Genomic DNA, 24,692 nt, shown 5'->3' with positions numbered 1-24,692 from the left:
GCGAGGGGACCGCTCGTTCGACGACCGGAGTTCGTGGTGCGGGGTCGGCGGTGTTCGAAGGTTGCGGGTTCGCGGCGTGGCGGTGTCATGCCCACAGCTCCGCCCATGCGTGGGCGGCGTGGGCGATTTCGGGTGCGCCCCGGACGCCGTCCGTCGCGTACTCCGCCCAGCGCCTTGCCTCGGCCCGGGTGAACATACGTACGGCGTCCGGGGTTGCCGTACGCCAGCCGGGGGTTCGGGACACCCAGGACCGTGCTCGTTCGGGAGTGTGGCCGCCGGCGGAGATGAGCCGTAGGCCCCACAGGGCCGGGTCGATCCAGGCCGGGCCGAGGGCGGGCCAAGCCCAGTCGACCAGGCGGGCCCGCACGCCGTCGACCAGGACGTTGCACGCGGCGGGGTCGGTATGCAGCAGGGACGTTCCGGTGAGGAGCGGTTCCTGCGCCGGGTCGCACCAGTAGCCCCAGCGATCCCAGGCACTGGGCAACCGCAGCCCTGGTGCCGGACATTCGACCAACTCCGCCAGCGCGGCAACCACCAGGGGCAGGTCCGGCGATCCGGGCGTGTAGTCGGCGTGTCGACCCTCGATCCCCTCGAACGCCAGTAGATGCCAACCCGCGACCTCCAGCCGCCACAGCACGCGCGGAGCGCTCGCGGGCAGGAAGGCGTTCACCCGTTCCTCCTGGCCGAGTTCGTCGACCGGCCCCCAGGCCGAGCCCCACCAGCCGAGTTCCTCGCCGGAAACGCCACCGACGGAAACGCCACCGAGGGGCACGGCGTCGCGCTCGCGCTGGGCCTTGACGAACACGGTTCGCCCGTCGGGGAGGGAAAGCAGCGCCGAGGCACCGCAGTTCGCGCCGCCGACCGTATCCACCGCCGCCGGCTCCGCTCCGAGCCGTCCGCTCACCGCGTCGAGTGCCTCGACGGGAAGCCGATCCCATGCCACCCGGGCGATCGTCACGGTGCCGTGGGCGGCGGACGCTCGGGAGGCGGATGCTCGGGCGGCGCCGGCGGGTTCTTGTCCGGCGACCTCGGCCCGGGCGGACGCCCCGGATTGTCCGGAGTCGACGGCCCACGCGGAGACGTACGCCCCTTTCGCATCATGCCCGCAGCGTATGCCGCGCACCTCCGCCCGGCCAGTGGCTCGTCCCGCGTCTCGGCTGCGCCGCTCGCCGGGCGAGCCGGCTCCCGCCCGGGCCGTGCCCCGGGGTTTCGGTCGGCGGCAGCACGGTGCCGGCCGACGCCGAGACACGCCGCCGATCGCGCACGCGACGGAGTCCATCACGAGCATGCGGCGGCCCCGGCGTCGTGGCCGGCACCCGCTACAGGTCGACCGAGTCGAGCATGTTCAGCAGGGCGTCGATGTTGCCGATCGTGTTCTCCAGTGAGACGCGCGCGTCGCGGAGTCGATCGGCCTGCGCGGTGAGGGTGTCCACGTCGCCGGTTGCCGCCGCGTCCCGGCTCACCGCGACGACGCCGAGCAGCATCTGCACGGCGTCGAGGGCGTGCGCGGCCGCGATGGGAATCGGCCCGGTCTCCGGGTGTTGGGCGGACCTTCGGACCGGCATCGCGGCGCGCAGTACCTGCCACTGCATGAACGCGATCATCCGGGCCAGGTCATTCTCGCCCGCGCCGATCACGTGGTACTGCTCGTCCCACGCGCCGATCTTGGCGTCGTCGTCCAGCGGCCGGCTGTCGGCCGACATCGCCTGCCCCTGCACCACCCCGAGCAGTGCGTTGAGCAGCCGTATGCGGTAGACGTCCTCGCCGCCCACGCGCGCGGCCTCCTGGGCGTGTCCGGTCGGGGTGTTCGCGCCGTTGTACGCGCCCAACGCGATCAGCGCGGCCGCGATTTGTTCGACACTCGCCGGGACTGCCTCTGCGGGTTCGTTGTTCATACCCGGCACATTACCGACCACGTCCGTCGCCGGCTCCGGCGAACGCCTCGCGCTCCGGGGTCGGATCAAGGGCGAGTACTCGGGCCCGGGCGGAGCGGGGGCGATGGGGCGCTACGTGGCGCGTGAGTTCCGAGCCGAGCCGGGTCGCCGCATGCTCTTCGTCGAGGACCACTGCTGACAGCGTCCCGGTGTCATGAGCGGATGGCCACCACGGCGAACACCAGGGCAGGCGTGCCGGCGATCGCCCCATCTCCGAAAACGGCGCCAAAAACCTACGCCCGGCAAACGCAACGGCACCAAGAAGGCATCCCCGTATGTGTGAGGCGGAGCGCTGGTCGAGGGCGGGCGTTTTGTATGCGGCGGGGGAAGCGGATGGCGGGCGGCTTTTGGAGGCTGCGGATGATGCTCGAAACGGGTTGGCAGGGCGGTCGGTGGCTCGGCATGCTGGGGCGATGTTGATCAGGGAAGCCACCGAGGGTGATTGGGCGGCAATCTGGCCGTTCTTTCACGAGATTGTTGCCGCAGGCGAGACGTTTACGTATCCGCTCGATCTGGAGGCGGAGGAAGCTCGTGGGTGGTGGTGCCTGCCGGCGCCTTCTCGGACCGTGGTTGCGGTGGACGAGGGCGGGGCGGTTCTCGGTACGGCGAAGATGAATCGCAATCACATGGGCAACGGCTCGCATATCGCGAGTGCGAGTTACATGGTCGATCCCGCTCGCTCGGGTCAGGGGGTCGGGCGGGCGCTGTGCGAGTACTCGATCGAGTGGGCTCGTGCGCAGGGGTATCGGGCGATGCAGTTCAACGCAGTGGTCGAGACGAATGTGTATGCGGTGCGGCTGTATCGCGACCTCGGGTTCGAGGTGGTCGGTACGTTGCCGGAGGGCTTCAAGCATCCGAAGCACGGCTATGTCGGGCTGCACATCATGCATCTCGCGCTCTGATCCCGATAGGGGCCCTCGACTCGACGTTGCCGTTGCCTTCGGCGGCGACAGCGGAACCGGAACCGCGATACGGCGTGTCGGGGTGTGGTGCGGCCGTTGACCGGAATGGCATCCGAGACGCGACCCGGCGGGGAGCACCGGTGCTGTGACCGGAAGCCTTCACCGGACTCGGTGCCCGGCATCGGCTCGGGGGCGGCCATTACCGCGGCGGTGGGAACCGGGAATCCTCGGGGTGCGTCGGAGCGCCGAGCGGGCCCGAACACCGTCGGGTCGACGCCGACACGGATCCACCCGGGAGCGATGAATTGCGTACACGGCAGTACAGCCTTGGCGTCACGGTGGTAATCGGGATTCTGCTCGCGGCCGGGTGCGGGAACGACTCGATCTCGACCTCGAACGCGATCGTCGGCACTCCGTCGGCCGTCGGCTCCACCGGTGCCCCCACTGTTTCCCCGGTCGGTGATCCCGGCGAGGACAACACGAAGCTCGACGACACGGCGTTGAAGGCGAAGATCCAGGCGGCGGGTACCGGGATCTCGACCGTGCGTGCCGTCGGGGACATCCGATCCTCGCACCCGAACACGCGTATCGGCTTCGACCTTCGCTACGACCACCGCAGGAAGAACTACGTCGGTTCCATGACCTACGGCGAACATCGGCTGGACCTGCGCCGGGTCGGCCCGGACCTGTACCTCAAGGCCACCGGGAACTACTGGACGGCCTCCGGCAGGCTCGCCGACCCGAATGCCGCGGCCCTGCTCCACGACAAGTACGTCCGGATCAAGGTGAACAACTCGCGTTTCGAGGACGTCACCGAGACCGCGGAGTACGGCAACGTCGCGACGGTCGTCTCGGATTGGAAGTCCGACACGCAACGACGCTCGGAGGAGTCCCTCGGTGGTACGCGAACGATCGTCGTGGCCGTCCCCAACGGCGACGACGGCAACGAATCGCGCCTGTACGTGCCCGCCACGGGCAATCCGGTGCCCGTTCGGCTGACGGATCCGGAGTACGGCACCATCGACTGGTCCGATCTCGGCAAACCGGTCGACGTCACCGCGCCGCCCGCGGCGGACACCGTCGACCTGCCGCCCCTGGCCGGCGAAACCAGGCCCCGCACACAGTGATCCGCCCGATCGCGCCCCATATTCGTGCCGGGCCGGCCTGGCGGTGCGCGGGTCGCTGGGGTGCGGGCGAGGCATCGTGCAAAGGCTGTCCCGCAAGTGATCTTCGAGGTGACGCGGATGCAGATGCGGATGCGGTCGCCACTGCGCGAACTCGTCGGCTATCCGGCGAGGCCGAGCTTGCGCAAGGAGGCGCCGGGCAACCCCGGTGTGAGCCCGCGGTGAAGGCGAGGATGTCGGGCACCGCCTCGTACAGGCTCGCGAAGTGGCGGTGCACGCCGTCCAGCGGGACGGAGGCGTTGACTCCCCACACCGTCATGCCGGCCCGCAGCCCGGACTCGACTCCGGATCGGGCGTCCTCGATGACCAGGCAGTCCTCCGGTCTGGCACCGAGTCGTTCGGCGGCAAGCAGATAGGGAACCGGTGACGGCTTGCCTTCCGCGACTGCGGCGGCATCCACGAGCACGTCCGGAACCGGTAGCCCGGTCCGGGCAAACCGTCCGCGCACCCGATGCTCGTAGTTCGAGGTCACCAGCGCCCAGCACCCCGAGGGCAGGCCGGCGAGCAACTCGGATGCGCCGTCGAAAGCGGTATAGACACCGGACCGGACATCCTCATCCTCAAGCTCGTGCAACGCGGCCAGGCTGTCCTGCGGATCCTGCTCCGGGGCCACCGCCGCGAAAGTCTCCAATGGCCGTGTTCGCAGCGCCACTTGGTAGACCGCGGCCGGGTCGAGTCCGTGACGCACCGCCCATGCCTCCCAGACTTGGCGCTGGTTGGCCACCGCGTCGATCAACGTCCCGTCGACATCAAAGAGGACATACCTCGCGGAACCCCGCTGCGTAAGTTCGCCGACCACCCCGAGATCATGCCATCAGCCCAGCCGCGGGATTCGAACGTCCGGTCGGTTGCCCTGGGGTGCGAATCAGGGGCGGGATGGCGTGCTGTGGCTTCGGGCCGGCGATACCCGGGTGGACCTCCACGCCTGACCGGCGAGGTTCTCGCACTGCCGTGGCATCCCCTTCGGCGGGCGCAACCCGGCAGGTTGCCGTGCCGCATCGGGGAGCCGGCGCGGCCGGCGCGGGTACGGGGGTGGGCTCAGGCCGGGTGGGGGTGTGGGCGGTGGGCCCGGACGATTGCGGCGTGGATGCCCGGGGCGACCTGGTGGGTGGGGGTGACGGTGACCTCCTTCAGGCCGGCCGCGCGGAGCATCGCGGTGTAGGTGGTCGCGGTGATGGCGCCGGCGAGGCAGCCGGTCGGGTCGGCCGGGTTGGGGCGGGCGTCGGGTTCGGTGTCGGCGATCAGGTCGCTGACGCCGAGTCGACCGCCGGGCCGCAGGACGCGGGTGATCTCGGCGAACACCCTCGGTTTGTCGGGGGACAGGGTGATGACGCAGTTGGAGACGACGACGTCCACGGACGCGTCGGGCAGGGGGATGTCCTCGATGCGACCGCGCAGGAACTCGACGTTGTCGGCGCCTGCTTCGGCCGCGTGGCGACGGGCAAGGTGGAGCATTTCGTCGGTGATGTCCAGGCCGATGGCGCGGCCGGTGGGACCGACCCGGCGGGCGGAGAGCAGGACGTCCAGGCCCGCGCCGGAGCCCAGGTCCAGGACGGTCTCGCCCTCGTGCAGGTCGGCGACGGCGAGCGGATTGCCGCAGCCCAGGCTCGCGGCGGCGGCGCCCGCGGGTACGTGCGTGGTGTCGTCGTAGAGGGCGGGGCCGAAACGGTCGATGTCGCACGGGTCGGTGAGGTGTTCCCCGGCGGCGGCTCGGCGGGCGGCGGCGGTGTAGCGATCGTGGATGGCGTCCGGGGAGAGGTCGACCGGGAGGCTGTCGCTCATGGTGTCTCCTCGCACGGTGTGGCGGCCGGGTCCGGCACGGGGTTGCCCATGACGGCGTCGGCGGCGGAGGGGAAGCAGGACAGGCACGCGGCGTTGACCCGGTAGTACACGGATGTGCCGCGTTTGTCGGTGAGGACGAACCGCACCTCCGCGAGTTGCTTGAGGTGGTGCGAGACGGTGGACTGGCCGACCTCGGAGCGTTCGACGATCTCGCCGACGGTCATCGGTCGGCGCTCGACGGCGAGGAGGTTGAGCAGGCGCACTCGGGTGGGGTCGGCGAGTGCCTTGAACCAGGTCGCGTAGGTCGTCGCGGTGTCGGCATCCAGGGTCCGAGGGCGCGGCACATTTTCATTCATCGACAATCGACGATAGTCGATGGATGGGAGATGCGGAAGGGCCGCGCCGCCCCGGGCGGTCAGCGGGTGGGCAGGAGTTCGTCGACGAGTGCGCGGACGCGGCGTTCGATCTCGTCGCGGATCGGGCGTACGGCCTCGATGCCCCGGCCGGCGGGGTCGTCGAGGGCCCAGTCGAGGTATCGCTTGCCGGGGAAGACCGGGCAGGCATCGCCGCAGCCCATGGTGATCACCACGTCGGACGCCTGCACCGCATCGGGGGTCAGCATCTTCGGCGTCGCGGCGGAGATGTCGATGCCGACCTCGTGCATGGCCTCGACGGCGGCCGGATTGACCCGCTCGCCGGGGATCGAGCCGGCGGAGCGGACCTCGACGCGGCCGGCGCCGAGATGTTCGAGAAAGCCGGCGGCCATCTGGGAGCGGCCGGCGTTGTGGACACAGACGAACAGCACGGACGGCTTCTCGGCCACGGGGAGGTCCTTCCAAAAACGAGCCGCCGACGCGTGGCGCGGCCGGCAGGGAACGGCGGGGAGCGGCGGGGGCGGGGTTCGCTCCGGCACCCGGTGCCGGTAACGTATCAGCCCATGATGATGTCAGTCGATGCTGATGTGTTGAAAGTGTTGGCGGACCCGCTGCGGCTGCGGATCGTGACGCTGCTGGCGGGCGAGTCGCTGTGCGTGTGCCACCTGATCGAGGAGACCGGCGCCAAGCAGACGAATCTGTCCAACCACCTCAAGGTGCTGCGCGAGGCCGGCCTTGTCGACACCGAGCCGTGCGGACGATTCGTCTACTACCGGCTCAGGCCCGAGGGCATCGGCGTCGTCGCCGCCGCCCTGGGCGAACTCGCCGACACCGCACGCGACACCGTCGCCAACGCCCGGAAGAGGCCCTGCTGATGACCGCCACCGACAACCGGTCGCGTGCGCCGTACCGGCCCGTCCGATGACCGCCGCCGACAACCGATCGGGCACGCCCGACGGGTCCGTCGCGGTCGCCGGCAAGCTCTCCACCCTCGACCGGTACCTGCCCGTGTGGATCGGCCTGGCGATGGCGATCGGCATCGGCCTGGGCAAGGCCGTCCCCGGCATGGACGACGTGCTGGCCGAGGTCGAGGTCGGCGGGATCTCGCTGCCGATCGCCCTGGGGCTGCTGCTGATGATGTACCCGGTCCTGGCGAAGGTGCGTTACGACCGGCTCGACACCGTCACCGGCGACCGCAGGCTCATGGCGTCGTCGCTCGTGGTGAACTGGGTCGTCGGCCCGGCGGTCATGTTCGCCCTGGCCTGGATCTTCCTGGCCGACCTGCCCGAGTATCGCACCGGGTTGATCATCGTCGGCCTCGCGCGATGCATCGCCATGGTGATCATCTGGAACGACCTCGCGTGCGGTGACCGCGAGGCCGCCGCAGTCCTGGTCGCGCTCAACTCGGTCTTCCAGGTCGTCATGTTCGGTGTCCTGGGCTGGTTCTACCTCGACGTGCTCCCCGGCCGGCTCGGACTCGGCGACGGCGAACACCTGGACGTGTCGTTCCGAAAAATCGCCCTCAACGTGATCGTCTTCCTCGGCGTCCCGCTCCTGGCCGGGTACCTGACCCGTCGTCAGGGCGAGCGGGCGAAGGGCCGCGACTGGTACGAGAACAGGTTCCTCCCGAGGATCGGACCGGTCGCCCTGTACGGGCTGCTGTTCACGATCGTGGTCCTGTTCGCCCTGCAGGGCGACACCATCACCGACGAGCCCGGGGACGTGGCGCGGATCGCGCTGCCCCTGCTCGTGTACTTCGCCGTGATGTGGTTCGGCTCGTACGCCATCGGGCGCGGCATCGGCCTCCCGTACGACCGCACCGCGACGCTGGCGTTCACCGCGGCGGGCAACAACTTCGAGCTGGCCATCGCGGTGGCCATCGGCACCTTCGGCGTCACCTCCGGACAGGCCCTGGCCGGCGTGGTGGGGCCGCTGATCGAGGTGCCCGTCCTGGTCGCGCTGGTCTACGTCTCCCTGGCGCTGGGGCGCCGCGCACGGCGGGACCAGGCACCGGCGGCCAGGTGACCGGTCGGACGCGGTGGCCGGTCGTACGCGACTGCGTCGGTTGCAACGGCCGGCCCGGCCGCAACCGCAGTCGCCCGCGAAGGCCGGTCGCGCGCGCCCGCCGGTCAGGCGTCCGTGGCCAGCAACGCGGACAGGGCGGACGTGGTCCCGGCGACGGGCCGGTAGTACACCCATGTCCCGCGCCGCTCGCCGGTGATCAGCCCGGCCTCGCGCAGCTTCTTCAGATGGTGGCTGACCGTGGGCTGGGAGACCCCGACGTCGAGGATGTCGCACACGCACACCTCGTCCCCGCCGCGTGAGGCGATCATCGAGAACAACCGCAGTCGGACCGGGTCGCCCAGTGCCTTGAACATCGCGGCATACCGCTCGGCCGCCGGTGCGGCCAGCGGCTCGCGCGCCACCGGAGGGCAGCACGGCGCCGCGCTTGGTCCGACCGTCTCGACCGCCATCTGATTCGACATACGTCGATATTGACAGATGTCGATCCAGGAGCCAAGCTCTTCTGTATCGACAACCGTCGAAGCAGGGATGCGGCCTCTCGCCGTGCATCCCCGTGACCGGCCCCATGCCCGGAGGTATCACCATGTCCCGCGCCCAACTCGCCCTGCGCGTCGGCGACCTCGACGCCTCGATCGCCTTCTACACCAAGCTCTTCGGTACCGAGCCCGCCAAGCTCCGCGAGGGCTACGCCAACTTCGCCATCGCCACCCCGCCCCTCAAGCTCGTCCTGATCCAGGGCGAAGCCGGTCAGGACACCGTCATGGACCACCTCGGCGTCGAGGTCGAGACCACCGACGAGGTCGACGCCGCCACCACCCGGCTGACCGAGTCCGGCCTGATCACCCTGGAGGAGAACGACACCTCCTGCTGCTACGCCGTGCAGGACAAGGTGTGGGTGCACGGCCCCGGGAACGAGCCGTGGGAGGTCTACGTCGTCAAGGGCGACGCCGACACCCTGACCAAGGACACCGACAGCGCCTGCTGCCTCCCCGCCGGCACCGATTCCGGCGTGCCCGTCGCCGCGGGCGCCGGCGAATCGGCGGGCGGCTGCTGCGGCTGAGCCGCCGCACTGAAGGGCCTCGTTCGGGATCCCTGACCCGACCGGGGCCCTTGGCCGTGCCCGCTTGCCGTCGGCCCGTCGGTGCGTCGGCGTCACCCGGAACGCGCGGGACCGGAAGCGCGCCGACCCGTGCATCCGCAAGATCCGGGTCGACGCCGGCTACCGCCGACACCGCGTCGAGTGCGCCGCCATCCTCGGCATCGAGAGCGTGTCCGTGCACCCGTCGGCCCGACGCCGATGAGTTTCGGTCGGGTCGGGAGTCTCTTCCGGTGACCGTTGACCGTTGCAAGAAGACGTCGACCGGGGACGGCTGTAGGACGTCGGACGACGCCACCGGCACGAGACACCACGGAGGACACCATGACGAACACGCCGAGTGATCCGGCCGCCGCGCTGCCCGGCCGCCCGCTCATCGTCGATCCGGCCACCTGGCAGGCCGCCCGTGACGAGCTGCTGGTCCGGGAGAAGGCCCACACCCGCGAAGGCGACGCCCTGGCCGCGGCCCGGCGCCGGCTTCCGATGGTGGAGTTCGACGGGACGGTCGAGGTGGTCGGACCCGACGGCCCGGTCCCGTTCCTGGACCTGTTCCAGGGCCGCGACGAACTCGTGGTCTACAAGCACATGTGGTACGACGGCGCACCGCACCAGGGGCAGTGCGAGGGCTGCACCATGGTGGCCTGGCACCTGAAGGACGCCGTCTACCTCAACGCCCGCGGCGTTTCGTTCGCGATCCTGACCACGGGTCGCTGGGACGAGGTGGCCTCGTACGTCGAGTTCATGGGCTACACCCAGCCCTGGTACTCGGTTCGCGACGTGGAGGGGCCGGTCGGCGGCCCGATGGGTTTCATCACCGGTTTCCTGCGCGACGGCGACCGTGCCTTCCTCACCTACTCCACGACGGGCCGTGGCAACGAGCCGGTCACCGGGTCCTTCGGCCTGCTCGACATGACGCCCTACGGCCGCGGCGAGGCGTGGGAGGACAACCCCGAGGACCGGCCCGAGGGGCACAGCCCGTGTTGGTACTGGCGTTCGGACCACGAGGGGAACGCCACCTGGGGCCCGACCAGCCGCCCGGTGCCGCAGTGGACCCGCCCCGACGCGACCCCCGTGCAGACCCTCGGTCGACACGGCCCCCACCGCTGATTCGATGGCGTGCCCGACCGGTGGTCAGGCGTTGAAGGCGGTGTGGAGGTAGGTAAGGCGTACCCCGTCCTGGAAGGCGCCGCCGCCTTCGTGGTCGTTGAAGGGGTAGACCTCGATCCGCTTGGCCGCCGGGTAGTGGTGGTAGGCGGTGAACACCGTGGACGGCGGGCAGGTGGTGTCCATCAGCGCCACGCTGAACAACGCCGGTGCGGTTGCGCGGGTGACGTGGTTGACCGCGTCGAAGTAGCCCAGTGTGCGGAACACTTGATCGGTGTGGTCACGGTGGGCCGCGAGGTAGCGGGCGAGTTCGCCGTACGGGCCGGTCGCGGCGATGTCGGCGCCCCGCCGAAAGTGGCACAGGAACGGGACTTCGGCCACCACCGCGGTCAGGTCGGGGACCAGGCCGGAAGCGGCGAGTGCGATGCCGCCGCCCTGACTCTCGCCGACCATCGCGATCCTGGTCGGATCGATGGCCGGATGGCTGCGGGCCGTGGCGACGGCGCGTACCGCGTCGACGAACACCCGGCGGTAGTAGTACAGGTCCGGGTCGATGATGCCACGGGTCATGAAACCCGGATGGGTGGAGCCGCTGCCCGCCGGGGCGTCGTCGCCGGTGTCGCCGCTGCGCCAAACGCCGCCCTGACCGCGTACATCCACCACGAGGTAGGCGAACCCGGCCGCGACGTACAGGAGTTGCTCGTGAGGCAGACCGCGCCCGCCGCCGTATCCCGGGAATTCGACAACGCACGGGAGTGGACCGGTTCGACGGGTGGGCAGGAGCAGCCAGGCGTGTACGCGCTGACCGGCGTATCCCGCGAAGGACACGTCGTACACGTCCACCTCGGTCAGCGGGCCGGTCTCGGGTGTGAAGGTCGGGTCGAGGGGGTGCATGTCGGCCTCGGCGAGCGTGCGGGCCCAGAAGGCGTCGAAGTCGTCCGGTCGCGGTATCACCGGGCGAAAATCTTCCAGGTCGGTCAAGGGCAGGTCGCTCAAGGGCATGCCGGGGTCCTCATTCCTTGTTCCTCGTCGAGTGCGGCGGCCGGTACGTCGCCCGCCAATTCTCCGGGCGGCGGGATCGGGATGATCATGGGGGCTGCACGGGCCGTGCGCCGCGGGCGTGGCCGTGGGCGGTGCGGCCGTGGCGGTGGGCCGCGCAGGCCAGGCTGAGCGGGCGACGCTGGGCAGGGGCGGGCCGGATCGCGCGGGCGGACATGCGGCCAGGGGCGTCGGCTTCGATGCCGGCTCGGCCGAGCACCGCCCCCTTGCCGCCCGTCCCTCGGATCGACCAGCGCCGAGGACACCCCTCACCGCGACATCCCTTACTCGAACCCTGAGGTGCAACTCCCGGCACGATCGGCGATCCCCGCCCCGAGGACGACGTGGAACTCCGCGTGGCGCTGCCCGTACTCACCGGCCGCCGGCGTTGCCCCGATCGGTTCGGTAGACCCTTGCAACGTACGGGCCGCACCCGGGGACCGGGCTGTTTACGTGCCGGAGCGAACAGTCGGTCGCGCCGCGGCCGTTCCGGGGCGAGAGAGGGACGACCGGTCGGGGGGTGCTGATCCCGGGGACGTAGGTGACGCTCGGGGTAGGAGCGAGGGCGTACTTTGGTCACCCCCTCAGTGCGTCGTCGGGAGTAGTACCCCTAGGGGCGAGTCCTCCCCAAGCAGTAACGGCAGTACCTACACACGACTGATTCCCTGCCCCTTGATCGCCCCTAGATTTAAGGAGCCGAAGACGAGGATCAGTCGAAGAAGACGACCGGGGGACCCATGAACGCCGCAACCAAGTCGGGGACAGTAGCCGCGTTCATGCGTTTCGTCTTCTTCGGTGGTGGCACCGGGCTGGCGTCGAGCGCGGTGCTCGTGGCCCTGTCCGGTCACATGTCCATCGTCGTCGCCAATGCCGTGGTGACCGTGGTCTTCACGCTGCTGGCCACCGAGTTGCACAGCCGGTTCACCTTCGGCGCGGGTCGGGCCCGCGGTCGGGTCCACCTGCAGTCGGCGTTCTCGGCGGGGGTCTCCTACCTGTTCACCACCGGCGCGATGCTGGCGCTGCACGCGCTGCAGTCCGCTCCGGGGGTGCTCAAGGAGCAGGCGGTCTACCTGACGGCCTCCGGTGCCGCGGGGATCGCCCGGTTCCTGTTCCTGCGGTTCGTGGTGACGCCCAAGGCGGTCGCGGCGACGGTCGTTCCGGCGGTCGTGAGCGCGGGCGTCGACACGCCGACCGTGGAGCCGACGGTCGTGGCCGGTACGGCTGCCGCCGCCGCTGTCTCGACCGACGCGCCGACGTCGACTCGGATTCCGGCTCCGATGCCGATCCCGATGCCGATCCCGACCCCCGTGCTCGTGCCCGCGGCCGCGCCGACCTGGGTGTCCGCCACCACCGTTGCGCTCCCGACGAGCGGGGAGCAGGCCGTGCTCACCCGCGCCTCGCTCGTCGCCACCGCGTAGGTCTCGAAGTTTCCTGGAACGTTCGAACGGGAGTCCCGGTATGACCAGCGCCGCCGCCGACCACTACGAGCGGCTACTCGCCGAGAACTACACCTGGATGTTGGGCGGCGAACTGGCGCCGATCGTCGCCGAGCAGACCGAGTTGCTCGCCGAACTGGGTATCGCGCCGACGGAGACATCCGCGGTCTCGGTGGACCTGGGGTGTGGGCCGGGCAATCAGAGCCTGGCGCTGGCGGGCCTGGGCTTCACCCGGGTCTTCGGGGTCGACACCAGTCGCATCCTGCTCGCCGAACTCGCCGAACACGCGGCCGGATTGCCGGCGATCGAGCCGGTCCACGAGGACATCCGCACCGTACTGCCCGGGCTCACCGCGCCGGGCGAGGTCGCAGCCGTCGTATGCATGGGCGACACCCTCACCCACCTGCCCTCGAAGGACGACGTGACGGCGCTGCTCGGCGACATCGCGAAGGCCCTCGCGCCCGGCGGTCGGCTCGTCGTCACGTATCGGGACCTGACCGAAACACTGCACGGAATAGACCGATTCATCCCGGTCCGAAGCACCGACAACCGGGTGCTCACGTGCTTCCTGGAGTATCCGGACGACGACACCGTCCTCGTATACGACCTCCTGCACATCCACGACGGCACCGCTTGGACCCAGCACGTCGGCAGCTACTCCAAGCTCCGGATCGACCCGACCTGGCTCGCCGACCGCTGTCGCGCGGTCGGCCTGACCCTCGAACGCAACGAACCCGGACGGCGCGGCATGCAGGTGCTGGTGGCGCGCAAGGAGTGACGGACGACGCTTGTTCGCCTTCGAGGGGCCCGACACCTCGGTGCGCCGTGCTCGGGCGCGCGGGGGCCGCTCGGGCAGCCGGGCGCCCGGGGCCGGGCAGCCGAGTGGCCGAGCTGTCGAGTGAGCCGGTGCTCTGTGACCGAGTGGTACCGGAGTACCGGGTCCCGGGTGCCGCCGCCCGAGCGCGCGGCGGCGGGAGCCGGGCCCGAAATTCGCATGCGGCCCGGTACTTCGCCGTGATAGCCCGGACCCCCATGGGAGACCTCGAAACCACACGGCTCGTGCTGCATCCGCTGACGGTCGCGGAGACGGAGCGGGTGGTGGCCGGTACGCCGGCCGACGACGCGCACTGGGCGTCCGACTATCCGACGCAGGGCGACGTCGCCGGAGGTCGGCGGTTCCTCGACACGTGTGCGCGCAGCGGTGATCCGGGGCCGTTCGGCAACTACGAGATCCGCCGCCGTGCCGACGGACGGGCGATCGGTGGGCTCGGCTTTCACGGAGCGCCCGATGCGAGCGGTACGGTCACCATCGGCTACGGCCTGATCCCGGCGGCCCGGGGCCATGGCTACGCGACCGAGGCCCTGCGCGAACTCCTGCGCTTCGCCTGGGAGGCGGGCGTCTCCCGGGTAAAGGGCGACACCGCGCACGACAACATCGCCTCCCAACACGTGATGACGGCAGTCGGCATGCGGCTGACCAAGGAGGACGCCGACCTCAAGCACTACGCGATCAGCCGGCCGGAAGCGGACACAGAACCGGAAACAACGTGTCCCCTACGCCGACCGCAGTAGACCGCGCATCGGTCCGTTGAACAGGCCCGCGACGCCCGCGGCCCCGATCGCGGCGGCGCACAGAGCGGTTGCGGTCGTCGGGCCGGTGCCGTCGGCGAGTGCGCCCAGGGCGTTGTTGGCCAGGAGCAGTGCCGCGCTCTGGACGAGGGTGAGCAGTGCCTGCATCCGGGACAGATGGGTGTCGGGCACGCCGGTCAGGACCAAGGGGCCGATGTGGCAGGCGAACATCCCGGAGCCGACGCCGACGACGATGCCCGCGACCGTTGCGACCACGACGGTCGGGGCGAAGGCGACTCCGGCGATCCCGACCGCGGCGACACACAACCCCGCGGCCGCGCCCACGCCGATGCGCTGCATCTGGCCCCGCCGGGTGACCAGCAGCGCCACCGCGATCATCCCCAGACTCTGGCCGCCGGCCACCAGCCCGGCGGCGCCCGCGTCCCACCCGTGGCGGCGCGCCAGTAAGGGGTTCAACAGGGACACCACGGGCAGCAGGAATCCGGCCGCGACGGCGGTCATCAGCAGTGCGGGGCGCAGGACGGGGTCGGCGAAGGCGAGCTTGACCCCGGCGACGGCTCCGGTCGTCAGGCGCTCGTCCCGGGGGGCGCGTTCGACGTCGAAGGCGGGCCGGACGCAGACCAGTACGACCAGGACGACCGCGAAGGTTCCCGCGTCGAGGAGGGCCGCGCCGGCCGGTCCGCCGGAGGCGATGAGTACGGCCCCCAGCGGCGCGCCGAGCAGCGCGGCGATCTGACCACCGGCCTGGCGCATGGCCAAGGCCCGGGGGAGTTGCGCCGGGCCGACCAACCGGCGCGGCATCGAGCCGGAGGCCGGCAGGTGGAACGCGTCGACCACGCCGATCAGCGCGGCGATCGTGACGAGCAGCCAGACGGGCGTGCCCAACCGGTAGGCCGCGATCGCGAGTCCGAGCGTGACCACGAGCATCGCGGCGTCGCCGACGATCTGTACGCGGCGCGCGCCGAACCGGTCGCCCACCGCACCGCCGAGCAGCAGGAGCAGGGTGCGTGGCAGCGTCACGGCGGTGAGGACCAGTGCCGCGGTGCTGCCGCCGTGTGCGGCTGCGGCCCAGCCGAGGGCGAAGTACAGGGCGGCGTCGCCCAGCAGCGAGGCCTGGGTGCCGGCGAGCCAGACCAGGTAGGTGCGGGGGAGCCGGGCCGGGCGGGCGGCCACGGGGTCGTCGATACCGAGTGCTGCCATGGCGGTCGACCCTACGGGCCGCGGACGACATCGCGGTCGTCGGCCGCGCGCCGTGGTGGCGACGGTCGCGGTGGTGGCCTCGGGCGGGGTCGCGTCCGTTGTGGGGTGGGTTCCCGGGGGCGCGATGCGTCGATGCCACGCGAGCGGCTCGGCCGAGGCGCCGCTGTTCGGCCGTCGTACGTGGCAGAACGTGGCCGCGGCGTGCCGACGGCGGCGACCTGTTGGTGAATCGAACGCCGGTGGGGCCGGATCACCTTCCCGGGCTACGGGCGGGGGGCTGTGGCGCGGCGGTAGGCGTCGGGGGTTTGGCCGGTCCAGCGCTGGAAGGCACGGCGTAGGGCGCGGGCGTCGGTGTAGCCGAGTCGACCGGCTATGGATTGGATCGGCAGGTCGGTCTCGCGCAGGAGGGTGCCGGCGCGTTCGTGGCGGACGGATTCGATCTCGTCGCGCCAGGTGGTCTCCAGGTCGCTCAGTCGCCGCTGTAGGGTGCGCGGGCTCATCGCCATGCGTTGGGCGACCAGTTCGAGGCTGAGTTCCTCGCCCAGGGCGTGGGCGACCTCGGACCGGAACCTGCCGTGCCAGCCCGATGCGGGGCGGGCGTTCTCCAGCACGTTGTCCGCGTAGCGGCGCAGGATCAGGCCGAGTTCGTCGTCCGGGCCGGCCGGGCGCGGCGGCCCGGCGTCCAGATCGAGGAAGGTCATCGAGTTCGCCCGGGTGCCGAAGTCGATGGACCGGGTGCCGAAGGCCTCGATCAGGTGCCGATGGTCCTTCGGGGCCTCGTGTGCGAGGGCGACGTGGACCGGGACCACCCCCGGTCCACGTGCGTCCCGGGCCCGCCTGAGCATGAGCGCCATGGCGAACTCGTCGATGGCGGTCACCGCGGCCGGCGAGTAGAGCGCGATGCCGTAGGTGATGGTCAGCCGCCGATCCTCCTCGATCACCGTCATCTCGACGCCCGGGTCGGTCATGGTCGGCAGGTAGCGGGCGGCGTCGCGGCAGCCTTCGGCGAACGTCCCGGCGGTGGTGAACAGGTAGTCCCAGACGTGCAGCCGCCCGCGCGCGGCCGTCTCCGCGGCCCGGATGCCCGCACCCGTCGGGTTGCTGTGCGCGATCAGTTCCCACATCCGGATCAGGGTCGCGGTGGGCACGCGCAACAGCGGATCCGCCAGGGTTTCGGGTTCCAGGCCCGGCAGGTACGCGAGTTCACTGTGGGCCACCCCGGCCCGGAGCGCGGCATCTCGCACAACGTGTGCCATGTGCGAGGAAACCGTGTAGTCGATCACGGGCGGAGCATATCCGGACGGTCAAGCGCAATACAGATACGGGAGGTGTCGTGGATGGTCCCCTACTCGGCGTGAAGTGTCCCCTTGGTTCGGCGTGAAGTGTCCCCTTGGCCCGGTGTGATGGGTCCGGTTGGTCCGGCGTGAAGTGTCTCGTTGGGCAGGCCGGAAGTGCCCCCGGTTTCGGCGGCCGGGAACGACTCGGTGGCGGTCGGCATCCGAGCCCTCGGGCCCGGATGCCCACCGCCGCCGTGGGTGGAACGGGCGTGGCGAGCGGGCCGGCCGCGACGGCGGATGCCGCGGTCGGCGGGGGGTCAGGGACCGACCGTCCCGTCGATGCCCTCACGGAGGAAGTCGGCGTGGCCGTTGTGCCGGGCGTACTCGTGGATCAGGTGGAACATGACCAGGCGCAGCGACACGTCCTGGTCCCACTTGGCGTTGCGGCCGATCACGTCGAGGGATTCGGCGGCGGCCTCGATCCGGCGCGAGTGCTCGACCTCGGCTTCCCAGGCGGCGAACGCCTCCGCGCGGGTGGACCGGCTCGCGTCGTACGCCACCTGGAAGTCGCCCTGGTCCGACCATACGAGCGGGATGTCCTCGCCGTTGATCACCCGCCGGAACCAGTTGCGCTCGACCTCGGCCATGTGCCGGACCAGCCCGAGCAGGGAGAGCGTCGAGGGCGGCATCGACTGGCGGCGCAGGTCTTCGTCGGAGAGGCCGTCGCACTTCATGGCGAGCGTTGCCCGGTGGTAGTCGAGGAAGCTGCGGATCATTTCGCGCTCGTCGGCGATCACGGGCGGCTCGGGGCGTTCGGTGGTCATGGTGGCTCGCTTTCGATCGGAGTGGGCGGGTGGTTGGTGGAGCGGTGACGTGTGAGTAGGAGAGGTTCGGGAGTGCGGGTCGGGCGCGGGTGGGTACGGTACGCGCGGCGTGGTCGCGGGCGTACGGCGGGTGCGCGAGGACCGCGGCGCGGGTCGTGCCTGCCGGCAGCTTCGATTCTGCGCGATGTGGTGGGGCGAGGGGCGTTCGGGTGCGGAGCGCGCGGGTGGGCGCCGCTCGTGGCTCGGGGCTCGGGGCTCGTGCGTTGGTGGGTCGACGGAAGCGGGTGGGTGGGCGGACTCGGGTGGCTGGCCGGTGCGCGTGCCGGTATGCACTCGGGAGCGATTCCCCACCGTGCGTGACGTGCGAGCCGGTGGCTCGGCCTGCAACAAGGGCGGGTCGCTACGGGGCGTACCCCTGGCCGAAGTCGCGCAGGATGCGGGTGACGGCGCGGCGGGCGTAGGTGCTCGGAGCGCCACCGGTCCCGGCCCCGGCCCCGGTGTCGGGTTCGGCGTCGGAACGGGACGACCCGTCCCCGGTGCCGAGTCCGGAGCCGGCCCCCGACCCGGAGCCGGGGGCGATCCCACCCGCCGGAAGCCCCCGCAGCACCTCCGCCGCCTCCGCCCGGAAGCGTGGGCTCAGCAGCCCGAGTGCCGCGGCGGCCCGCCGCGTCGAGACGGGTGCCGCCGCGGGGGCGGCGTCGGCCAGAAGACGACGCAGTTCCCCGGCCGCCTCGTCCACGAACCGAGGGCTGAGGTCGCCGAGCAGCCGGGCCGCACGAGTGCGCACATAGGCGCCGGACGCGGGATCGGCCAGGACGGCCCGCACGGCGTCGGCGGCTTCGGGGACGTACGGCGGGCCGAAGCCGAACAGGAGCCGAGCGATCGAGACGCGGTCGTGGGCACTGGCGGCGGCACCGGCACCGGCACCGGCGGCGGTGTCGGTGTGGGTCTCGGCATCGGCCTCGGTGTCCGTGCCCGTGTCGCTGTCGGCATTGGCCTCGGCCTCGGCCTCGGCCTCGGGGGAGCCGAGCAAGCGGCGGAGGGCGAGGATGCCCTCGGCGTGGTACCCCTGCCCGAGCCGGGCGAGTTCGTTCGCCGCCACGCCGCGCGCGGCCGGGGTGAAGTCCGGCGACGCGAGGAATGTGCGCAGTCGCTCGGCGCCTTCCTCGACGTAGCCGATGCCGAGGCCGCCGAGCGTCTTGGCGGCGGCGATACGAGTGAAGGTGCTTGTTGCCGGGTCCGTCGCAAGCCCACGCATCGCCTCGGCGATATCACCCGTGTAGCCGTTCCCGATGTTGAGGAGAGCCTCTGCCGCCTTGCAGCGCTCTTTCGCGTCGAGATGCGACGAAACGAGCAACTGTCGTAACGTCTCCTGGGCTTCGACGGCATAATCCGGACCGAGCCAGCCGAGTTCCCAAGCCGCCACCCGGCGCAGGCCCGAGTCGGATTCCGCGTTTTCGATGACTCTTCGCAGGACCGCGGCAGCGTCCTCCGCGGAGCCCGGTCCGAGGTCGGACCAACTGCCGGCGAGATCGACGCGAATGCGTGCATCCGACTCGGGGTCCTCCAGGATGGCCCGCAACATGTGGCTGCCCTCCTCTGCGTACCCCTGCCCGACGTACCGCATGATTCGAGCCGCCAAGGCGCGTTCGGCGGGCTTGGCAGTGGCGGAGGAGAAGATGTCGCGAAACACGCTCGTCGCCGCTGCTCGGCCCTCGCGCCCCAGACGTGAGAGGTCGTAGGCGATCCATATGCGTGTGTCCGTGTCCGCATCGGGATCGGTCAGGAGATCCCGCAGCGCACTCGTGCCCTCCGCGAGTGAGAGCGTGTGTGTGGCCAGAGCGTCCGCAGCTCGGCGTCGGTCCACGATCCGGGTGTCCGGCGCGTTCAGGACGCCACGGAGGACGTCCACCACGTCGCCGGAACACCCCGGCTCGACGTAGCCCAGGATGCGAGCGTGCTCGATCCGGTCGTGGGCCGAGGCATCCGACGCGGCGAGGAGTGTTCGAAGCACCGCTGCCGGCCGCAGAGCCTGATCGGGTGCGAGATTCATCAGAGTCCGCGCGATGGTCTCGCGCACCGCAGCGGAGGATTCCGGGGCGCTGAACAGTCGGCCCAGGACGTCGACGACCTCCGGCACGAATGCGGCGCCGAGTCGGGACATGCCCTGGGCGGCCCTTGCGCGATCCGAGTCGTCCGCATCGGGAGCCGTCAGGATCGCGCGCAATGCTCGTACCGCCGCCGGGACGAAGACGGGCCCGAGCCCGGCCAGATTGAGCGCGGAGCGGCGGCGTTCGTTCGCGCTCGTGGTCGGCGCTTCGAGAACCTCGCCCAGCATGGATGCCGCCTCCGAGATGTACTCCGGGCCCAACTCGCCGAGCTGTAGGGCGGCTTCGCTTCGCTCAGAGACGCGCGAGGTCGGAGCTGTGAAGGACGCGCGGATGACGGCTGCGGCCTCGACAACCCGATCCGGGTCCAGCCGTGCCATGATGCGCGCGGCATCGCATCGTGTGTGGGCGGTGCTGGTGGGTGCCGAAAGGAGCCCGTGGAGCGGATCGAGAATCTCGGTCAGGCTGTCGGGTGCCAACTGCGCCAGCATCTCCGCGCTCGCTGCGACGATGGAGGCATCGGTGTTGCTTGCGGCCCAGTCCGCACGCAGCAGGCGGATGGCCTCTGCCGCCTGGTCGGGACCGAGTGCGCCCAAGGCGGCGACGGCCGTGTGGCGTTCGGACGTACTGGCCTCGGGCGCGCCGATGACGGCGTGCAATGCCTCCGCCGCCTCTGCGACATAGGCCGGGCCCAGTTCGGCCAACCATTCCGCGGCGCGCGTGCGATCGTCGACGGACGCGTCGGCGGCCGTTCGGATCGCGCGCAGTGCGTTCGCGGCCGTCACCTCGTGCTCCGGACCGACCTCGCGCAACGCACGTGCGGCGCGCCCGCGTTCGTTGGCAGTGGTGCGCACGTCGGTGAGGATGTCGCGCAGGGTCTCGGCCGCGATATCGGCATGTTCCGGGCCCAGGGCCGCGATTCCCGTCGCGGCGTCGATCCGGGCGAGCACCTCCGTCGGGTTCGAGCAGGTGGTGGCGGCACGTAGGGCCTCGGTTGCCTCGGCGAGGTGCTCCGGGCCGCATCGGACCAGCGCGCGCACGGCCGCGACCCGTACCGAGGCCGTGGTGTCGGTCGCGGCCAACACGTCGTGCAGGATGTCGGCGGCGATCACGGGGTCGTGGGCGATCAACGATTGGGCTATTCCGACCCGCAGTTCGCGATTCGCGTAGCAGCTCGCGAGATAGTCGTCGAGGACGCGGCGTACGGCCGGTTGCCGGATCAGCGCCGCCGCGTCGGAGACGACCCGTTGGAGTCGTTCCCGTCCCGGTGGCATGGTCAGGGTCAGCACCAGGTGGGCGGCGAACGACTCGACGTGCGCGGCCGAGGCGGGGACCCCGCCGGCCAGGAGCTCGCCGGCAAGGGCCGCGTAGTCGCCGGTTCCTCTGGTCAACCAGGCCAGGACGGCGTCGCCCGAGTCGTACCGGTGGGCGTGGTGGGTGAGCACGGCGTGCGCGAACAGGTCGCCGGTGACGGCCCGACGCACGGTGTGGGCCCAATCGGGATCGGCGGCGTCGAAGCGGGTCGGCAGCCGGCCGGCCAGTACGTCGGCCGCGATGTGTTCGGCGAAGCTGTAGTGCGTGAAGCGGAGATGGTCGGTGTGGTGGGTGAAGACGCCGGATGTGCCGAGTACCGAGGTGACCAGGCCGGGCCATTCGGGGACGCCGCGACGGGTGGGGCGGCAGCCGTGGGAGTCGAGCCAGTCGAGGGCGAGGTCGAGAACCGCCCGGGTGGCGGCGGTCGGGTCGGTGACCACGGTGACGGCCAGGTGCTCGACGAGTTCGGCTCGGTGCTCGAACAGGAAGGCGGCGCTTGCCCGGTGTGCGGCCGGGCGCAGGGTCCAGCGGTGCAGCACGGTTTGTTGCTGCTCGTGGACTTCCTGCAAATGGGCTTCGGCCAGGAGGGTGAAGTAGTCGCAGTAGAGGGTGAATCGGCTGCTCGGAAGCGGTGTCCCGGGGTGCTTGCGGTAGACGAGCGCGGCCACGGTGGCCAGGAGCGGGATGCGGACCAGATCCCGGATCCCGGCTGCCTCCGTCTGGCGCAGGAAGCCCTCGGCCAGTGCCTGCCCGTCCGCGTGGTCGCGGAACCAGCGGTGCCCGAAATCGCGCAACTGTTCGCGGTCGAACGGCTCCAGGGTGTACGTCCCGGTCGCCGCGTGTTGCAGCGGGGCCAGTTCGTCGTTGGGCAGCGGACGGGTGGTGATCAGCAACCGGAAGCGGCCGTCGGGGTTTCGGACTCGACCGGCCAACTCGGCGACCAGGGCGCGTCGGCGCTCCGGGTCGGTGATCTCGTCGAGGCCGTCGACGATCAACAGGCACGTGGTGTCCTCGGGCAGGTTCTCCAGCAGATCGTCCGGGAGGGCGTAGTCCAGGTGCGGGGCCAGTTCCTCGGACAGGAGCCGGACCAGGCGCGGGACCAGCGCGCTGCGGTCGGCGGCGAGTCGGCCCGCCGTGACGCGCAGCGGCAACAGCCTTTCGGGGCGGTCCTTTCGCTCGGGACCCGCCGGCCCTTCGCGGCCGGCCGCGGCACCCGGCGCCTGTGCCGCGTGGGCCGCGTAGGCGGCGGCCAGGGAAGCCGCCAGTTGCAGGCTCAGCGTGGATTTGCCCTGGCCCGCACCGCCGGTGATCAGGACGTGGCGGTGCAGGGCGAGGGTGTCCTCGGCGGCCCGCGCCGGGGCCACCGGGTGCACGGCCGACTCCAGGGGGACGAAGTGGTGCCTGGGGCGTTCGCCGTCGTGGCGGTTGCGCCCGCGGTCCCGGAACTCCTCGCGGGTCTCGACCGTGGGCCCGGTGGTCGGCGCGCTGCGGGCCTGTTGGCGTACGTAGACGGTGGCCAGGCCGTCGAGCGGCGCGTCGTACAGCCGGTAGGTGAAGTTGCGTGCGGCGATGGCCTGGGCGTGCAGCAACTCCCGGAGGTGCGGCGGCAGTCGGGGCACATGATCGGCGGCGGACGGATGCCGATTCCAACCCAGTACGATTCGGGCACCGTGGTCGTCGTTGCGCTGCTGCGGCGCCGGAAAGCCGGACTCCGGCAACACGCGGTGCAGATGGTCGTGCACGGTGGCCAGGTCCAAGGCCCGTGGCCCGCCCGGCACGCCGTGCTCCAGGACGTCGATCAGCCGTCCCGTGAAGGCGGTGTATCGCTCACCCGCAGGGGCGATCGCCTGCCGGGTCGCCGAGGCGGCGGCCAGGACGTAGGTGCCCTCCACGCGGGAGAGTTCGGCCAATCGGGTGTCCTCGGCGCCCATGCCGCCGGTCAGCGCGCGGCCGGCGAAGCAGCAGTCCAGGAGCACCGCCTTGGCGGGGACACGACGGGCCGAACGCAGCACGTTGCGGACCTCCTGGAAGGGCAGCGTGGTGTACGCCCGGTCGGGTCGGCAGCGCGGGAGGGACAGGAGCAGGTCCTCGGTGTCCGGTGAGATCAGGCCGTGGCCGGCGTAGTACAGGAGCACCAGGTCGGTCGCGGCGGCGGCCGCATCGGCCAGTGCGTCCAGGACCTCGTCCCGGTGTTCGGGCTGTTCGATCACCACGCAGTGCTGCGCCGGTAGCCCCCACACCCGCGGATCGGTGAGCAACTCCCTTAGGCGGGCCAGGTTTCGGGCCACCGCCGGCAGCGGAGCCAGGTGCGTGAAGTCGTGCGCGCCGACCAGGACCACCCGAGAGCCCCGCGGATTGTGCGGCCCCGCATTCACGTCGGCCCGGCCCGGCCGCCGCTTCGGTCGCCGATCCGCACACGCATCCATCCCCCTTGGCCTGCCGAGCAGTTCAGCGTAGTGCGAGCGAGGGGCGTGGCGGGCCTGATCGGGCCGGCGGGCGTGGTCGGGTCGTGTTCCGTGCGTGGTCGGCGCGTGGTCGGTGCCTGCTCGGTGCCTGCTCGGTCGGTGGCTCCGGGCTTGTGGGTAGCCTGCCGAGCGCACTCCGCCGGTTCGTCGCAGGGCCGGCGGGTTGGGCAGGGGCCGGATCGGAGGGACTCCGGCGGGCGGATCCGTCGCGAGTGTGTCCCAGACGTGCTGCGGGCAGGTCACAGGCCGGATCAAGGCGTGACATCCGTCCCGCGACGATCGTTTCTTCAACCGAACGTTTGCCGCCGCAAGCAGGCTCATGTCCCCGTTCGAGTTGGAGGCCGTCGTGTGTGGTTCCCAGGTGCCCGGACCCCGCTCACTCGCCGCGTCGACCTGGCCGGAGCGGTACGCGGAACCCGATACCGGCGCAGCCTGTTCGATGTGTGACAAGGACTTCACCGCGCCCGACATCGGCTGGGGGTTGCTGATCAAGCGCGGCGTGTACGGCAACGCGTATCTGTGGCGTGCCGGTCGGGTGCGCGGCTATGTCGTGGTGGTCTGGACCGGCGGACACGTCGCGCGCTTGACCGCGCTCTCCGCCCGCCAACTCGCGGGCTTCATGGCCGAGGTGACCCGGGTCGGGCGCGCGATCGAGGCGCACTATCGACCGGCGCCCAAACTCAACGTGTCCCTGCTGGAGAACGACATCCCACACCTGCACGCGCATCTGATTCCGCGTCACCCCGACGAACCGAACCCGGAACGCACTCCGGTGTTCGCCCACTTGGAGCACGACCAACAGGACGAGGCCCGAATCCGGTCCGACGCAGCGGGGTTGCGCGCGCTCCTGGTCCAGATGGGGGGAACTCGGGCGGCGGGCGGCGGAGACGGCCGGTGCGACGACGGTGCGGGGGGAGGCGGGCCGGCCGGCTCGGGTGACGGTGGGCCGGTGTGAGGGGCGGCGCCCGACGCCGTCGACGGGCGATCGGAAGCTAGGGTCGGACCGTGTACGCAATGCATGTGCCGGAGTCGAGGCCGG

At 71.1% G+C, this 24,692-nt stretch carries 21 protein-coding genes and 1 pseudogene; 10 read left to right on the top strand and 12 right to left on the bottom strand.

The window, feature by feature from the left end; translation table 11 throughout:
• Positions 1-85 precede the first annotated feature (85 nt).
• Together ACFZBU_RS24530 and ACFZBU_RS24525 are read right to left on the bottom strand one after the other, a co-directional pair.
• Complete coding sequence (locus ACFZBU_RS24530) at positions 86-943, bottom strand: aminoglycoside phosphotransferase (RefSeq protein ID WP_391585760.1); 858 nt, start codon at positions 941-943, stop codon at positions 86-88.
• Between the two features lie 376 nt (positions 944-1,319).
• A complete protein-coding gene (locus ACFZBU_RS24525; protein ID WP_391585759.1) occupies positions 1,320-1,895 on the bottom strand; it encodes a DUF6245 family protein in 576 nt (191 codons plus the stop codon).
• Between the two features lie 452 nt (positions 1,896-2,347).
• Here ACFZBU_RS24525 and ACFZBU_RS24520 point away from each other — a divergent pair, with 452 nt between their 5' ends.
• The gene (locus tag ACFZBU_RS24520) at positions 2,348-2,836 is read left to right on the top strand and encodes a GNAT family N-acetyltransferase (RefSeq protein ID WP_391585758.1); all 489 of its coding nucleotides are present in this window, start codon (positions 2,348-2,350) and stop codon (positions 2,834-2,836) included.
• Positions 2,837-3,141: 305 nt separating this feature from the next.
• Positions 3,142-3,963 carry a hypothetical protein gene (locus ACFZBU_RS24515; protein ID WP_391585757.1) on the top strand — a complete coding sequence of 274 codons (822 nt, stop codon included), beginning with the start codon at positions 3,142-3,144 and terminating at the stop codon, positions 3,961-3,963.
• A gap of 211 nt (positions 3,964-4,174) precedes the next feature.
• On the opposite strand, the pseudogene ACFZBU_RS24510 reads toward ACFZBU_RS24515, so the two are convergent.
• The 4 genes and pseudogenes from ACFZBU_RS24510 to ACFZBU_RS24495 all read right to left on the bottom strand — a co-directional run.
• Positions 4,175-4,819: pseudogene (locus ACFZBU_RS24510) on the bottom strand (HAD family hydrolase); the annotation flags it as partial.
• 239 nt (positions 4,820-5,058) lie between these two features.
• Entirely contained in the window at positions 5,059-5,802 is a 744-nt protein-coding gene (locus ACFZBU_RS24505) for a methyltransferase domain-containing protein (RefSeq protein WP_391585756.1), read from the bottom strand.
• Complete coding sequence (locus ACFZBU_RS24500; RefSeq protein ID WP_391585755.1) at positions 5,799-6,158, bottom strand: ArsR/SmtB family transcription factor; 360 nt, start codon at positions 6,156-6,158, stop codon at positions 5,799-5,801. The genes ACFZBU_RS24505 and ACFZBU_RS24500 overlap by 4 nt, the downstream gene beginning before the upstream one ends.
• A 59-nt stretch (positions 6,159-6,217) precedes the next feature.
• Complete coding sequence (locus ACFZBU_RS24495; protein WP_391585754.1) at positions 6,218-6,625, bottom strand: arsenate reductase ArsC; 408 nt, start codon at positions 6,623-6,625, stop codon at positions 6,218-6,220.
• 114 nt (positions 6,626-6,739) lie between these two features.
• Here ACFZBU_RS24495 and ACFZBU_RS24490 point away from each other — a divergent pair, with 114 nt between their 5' ends.
• Together ACFZBU_RS24490 and arsB are read left to right on the top strand one after the other, a co-directional pair.
• Entirely contained in the window at positions 6,740-7,051 is a 312-nt protein-coding gene (locus ACFZBU_RS24490; RefSeq protein WP_391585753.1) for an ArsR/SmtB family transcription factor, read from the top strand.
• A 46-nt stretch (positions 7,052-7,097) separates the two neighbouring features.
• The gene (gene arsB, locus ACFZBU_RS24485; RefSeq protein ID WP_391585752.1) at positions 7,098-8,201 is read left to right on the top strand and encodes an ACR3 family arsenite efflux transporter; all 1,104 of its coding nucleotides are present in this window, start codon (positions 7,098-7,100) and stop codon (positions 8,199-8,201) included.
• 104 nt (positions 8,202-8,305) lie between these two features.
• Here the strand turns inward: arsB and ACFZBU_RS24480 are convergent, their stop codons facing one another.
• Positions 8,306-8,662 carry an ArsR/SmtB family transcription factor gene (locus ACFZBU_RS24480; protein WP_391585751.1) on the bottom strand — a complete coding sequence of 119 codons (357 nt, stop codon included), beginning with the start codon at positions 8,660-8,662 and terminating at the stop codon, positions 8,306-8,308.
• Positions 8,663-8,784: 122 nt separating this feature from the next.
• On the opposite strand from ACFZBU_RS24480, the gene ACFZBU_RS24475 reads away from it, so the two are divergent.
• Positions 8,785-9,261, top strand: coding sequence for an ArsI/CadI family heavy metal resistance metalloenzyme (locus ACFZBU_RS24475; RefSeq protein WP_391585750.1), 477 nt, complete (start codon positions 8,785-8,787; stop codon positions 9,259-9,261).
• Positions 9,262-9,621: 360 nt separating this feature from the next.
• Positions 9,622-10,404: a DUF899 domain-containing protein gene (locus ACFZBU_RS24470; protein ID WP_391585749.1), complete on the top strand. Its 783-nt coding sequence runs from the start codon at positions 9,622-9,624 to the stop codon at positions 10,402-10,404.
• 24 nt (positions 10,405-10,428) lie between these two features.
• Here ACFZBU_RS24470 and ACFZBU_RS24465 read toward each other — a convergent pair whose 3' ends face one another.
• On the bottom strand, positions 10,429-11,403 hold the full coding sequence (locus ACFZBU_RS24465) for an acetylxylan esterase (protein WP_391585748.1): 975 nt from the start codon (positions 11,401-11,403) through the stop codon (positions 10,429-10,431).
• 773 nt (positions 11,404-12,176) lie between these two features.
• On the opposite strand from ACFZBU_RS24465, the gene ACFZBU_RS24460 reads away from it, so the two are divergent.
• The 3 genes from ACFZBU_RS24460 to ACFZBU_RS24450 all read left to right on the top strand — a co-directional run bounded on the left by ACFZBU_RS24460 (position 12,177) and on the right by ACFZBU_RS24450 (position 14,447).
• Positions 12,177-12,857: a hypothetical protein gene (locus ACFZBU_RS24460; RefSeq protein WP_391585747.1), complete on the top strand. Its 681-nt coding sequence runs from the start codon at positions 12,177-12,179 to the stop codon at positions 12,855-12,857.
• Positions 12,858-12,897: 40 nt separating this feature from the next.
• A complete protein-coding gene (locus ACFZBU_RS24455) occupies positions 12,898-13,653 on the top strand; it encodes a class I SAM-dependent methyltransferase (RefSeq protein ID WP_391585746.1) in 756 nt (251 codons plus the stop codon).
• Between the two features lie 254 nt (positions 13,654-13,907).
• Positions 13,908-14,447, top strand: a complete 540-nt coding sequence (locus ACFZBU_RS24450) for a GNAT family N-acetyltransferase (RefSeq protein ID WP_391585745.1) — start codon at positions 13,908-13,910, stop codon at positions 14,445-14,447.
• On the opposite strand, the gene ACFZBU_RS24445 is transcribed toward ACFZBU_RS24450, so the two are convergent.
• The 4 genes from ACFZBU_RS24445 to ACFZBU_RS24430 form a co-directional block, all read right to left on the bottom strand.
• Entirely contained in the window at positions 14,430-15,665 is a 1,236-nt protein-coding gene (locus tag ACFZBU_RS24445; protein WP_391585744.1) for an MFS transporter, read from the bottom strand. The two genes, ACFZBU_RS24450 and ACFZBU_RS24445, sit on opposite strands and share 18 nt — an antisense overlap.
• A gap of 263 nt (positions 15,666-15,928) precedes the next feature.
• Positions 15,929-16,948, bottom strand: coding sequence for an AraC family transcriptional regulator ligand-binding domain-containing protein (locus tag ACFZBU_RS24440; RefSeq protein ID WP_391585743.1), 1,020 nt, complete (start codon positions 16,946-16,948; stop codon positions 15,929-15,931).
• Between the two features lie 311 nt (positions 16,949-17,259).
• Positions 17,260-17,766, bottom strand: a complete 507-nt coding sequence (locus ACFZBU_RS24435) for a DinB family protein (RefSeq protein ID WP_391585742.1) — start codon at positions 17,764-17,766, stop codon at positions 17,260-17,262.
• 400 nt (positions 17,767-18,166) lie between these two features.
• Positions 18,167-23,527 (bottom strand): caspase family protein, encoded by a 5,361-nt coding sequence (locus ACFZBU_RS24430; RefSeq protein ID WP_391585741.1) that lies wholly within the window; start codon positions 23,525-23,527, stop codon positions 18,167-18,169.
• Between the two features lie 445 nt (positions 23,528-23,972).
• Here ACFZBU_RS24430 and ACFZBU_RS24425 point away from each other — a divergent pair, with 445 nt between their 5' ends.
• Positions 23,973-24,608, top strand: a complete 636-nt coding sequence (locus ACFZBU_RS24425; RefSeq protein WP_391585740.1) for an HIT family protein — start codon at positions 23,973-23,975, stop codon at positions 24,606-24,608.
• The last annotated feature ends 84 nt before the right edge of the window (positions 24,609-24,692 follow it).

Source organism: Embleya sp. NPDC008237, assembly GCF_042956465.1.
GTDB lineage: Bacteria > Actinomycetota > Actinomycetes > Streptomycetales > Streptomycetaceae > Embleya.
This window is presented reverse-complemented; position numbering and strand designations above follow the sequence as displayed.

What these genes read in the sequence shown, in the direction of transcription:
- ACFZBU_RS24525 (WP_391585759.1), bottom strand. Translation starts at nt 1,895, where the DNA reads ATGAACAACGAACCCGCAGAGGCAGTCCCGGCGAGTGTCGAACAAATC.
- ACFZBU_RS24520 (WP_391585758.1), top strand. Translation starts at nt 2,348, where the DNA reads ATGTTGATCAGGGAAGCCACCGAGGGTGATTGGGCGGCAATCTGGCCG.
- ACFZBU_RS24505 (WP_391585756.1), bottom strand. Translation starts at nt 5,802, where the DNA reads ATGAGCGACAGCCTCCCGGTCGACCTCTCCCCGGACGCCATCCACGAT.
- ACFZBU_RS24500 (WP_391585755.1), bottom strand. Translation starts at nt 6,158, where the DNA reads ATGAATGAAAATGTGCCGCGCCCTCGGACCCTGGATGCCGACACCGCG.
- ACFZBU_RS24490 (WP_391585753.1), top strand. Translation starts at nt 6,740, where the DNA reads ATGATGATGTCAGTCGATGCTGATGTGTTGAAAGTGTTGGCGGACCCG.
- arsB (WP_391585752.1), top strand. Translation starts at nt 7,098, where the DNA reads ATGACCGCCGCCGACAACCGATCGGGCACGCCCGACGGGTCCGTCGCG.
- ACFZBU_RS24480 (WP_391585751.1), bottom strand. Translation starts at nt 8,662, where the DNA reads ATGTCGAATCAGATGGCGGTCGAGACGGTCGGACCAAGCGCGGCGCCG.
- ACFZBU_RS24475 (WP_391585750.1), top strand. Translation starts at nt 8,785, where the DNA reads ATGTCCCGCGCCCAACTCGCCCTGCGCGTCGGCGACCTCGACGCCTCG.
- ACFZBU_RS24470 (WP_391585749.1), top strand. Translation starts at nt 9,622, where the DNA reads ATGACGAACACGCCGAGTGATCCGGCCGCCGCGCTGCCCGGCCGCCCG.
- ACFZBU_RS24465 (WP_391585748.1), bottom strand. Translation starts at nt 11,403, where the DNA reads ATGCCCTTGAGCGACCTGCCCTTGACCGACCTGGAAGATTTTCGCCCG.
- ACFZBU_RS24460 (WP_391585747.1), top strand. Translation starts at nt 12,177, where the DNA reads ATGAACGCCGCAACCAAGTCGGGGACAGTAGCCGCGTTCATGCGTTTC.
- ACFZBU_RS24455 (WP_391585746.1), top strand. Translation starts at nt 12,898, where the DNA reads ATGACCAGCGCCGCCGCCGACCACTACGAGCGGCTACTCGCCGAGAAC.
- ACFZBU_RS24450 (WP_391585745.1), top strand. Translation starts at nt 13,908, where the DNA reads ATGGGAGACCTCGAAACCACACGGCTCGTGCTGCATCCGCTGACGGTC.
- ACFZBU_RS24445 (WP_391585744.1), bottom strand. Translation starts at nt 15,665, where the DNA reads ATGGCAGCACTCGGTATCGACGACCCCGTGGCCGCCCGCCCGGCCCGG.
- ACFZBU_RS24435 (WP_391585742.1), bottom strand. Translation starts at nt 17,766, where the DNA reads ATGACCACCGAACGCCCCGAGCCGCCCGTGATCGCCGACGAGCGCGAA.
- ACFZBU_RS24425 (WP_391585740.1), top strand. Translation starts at nt 23,973, where the DNA reads ATGTCCCCGTTCGAGTTGGAGGCCGTCGTGTGTGGTTCCCAGGTGCCC.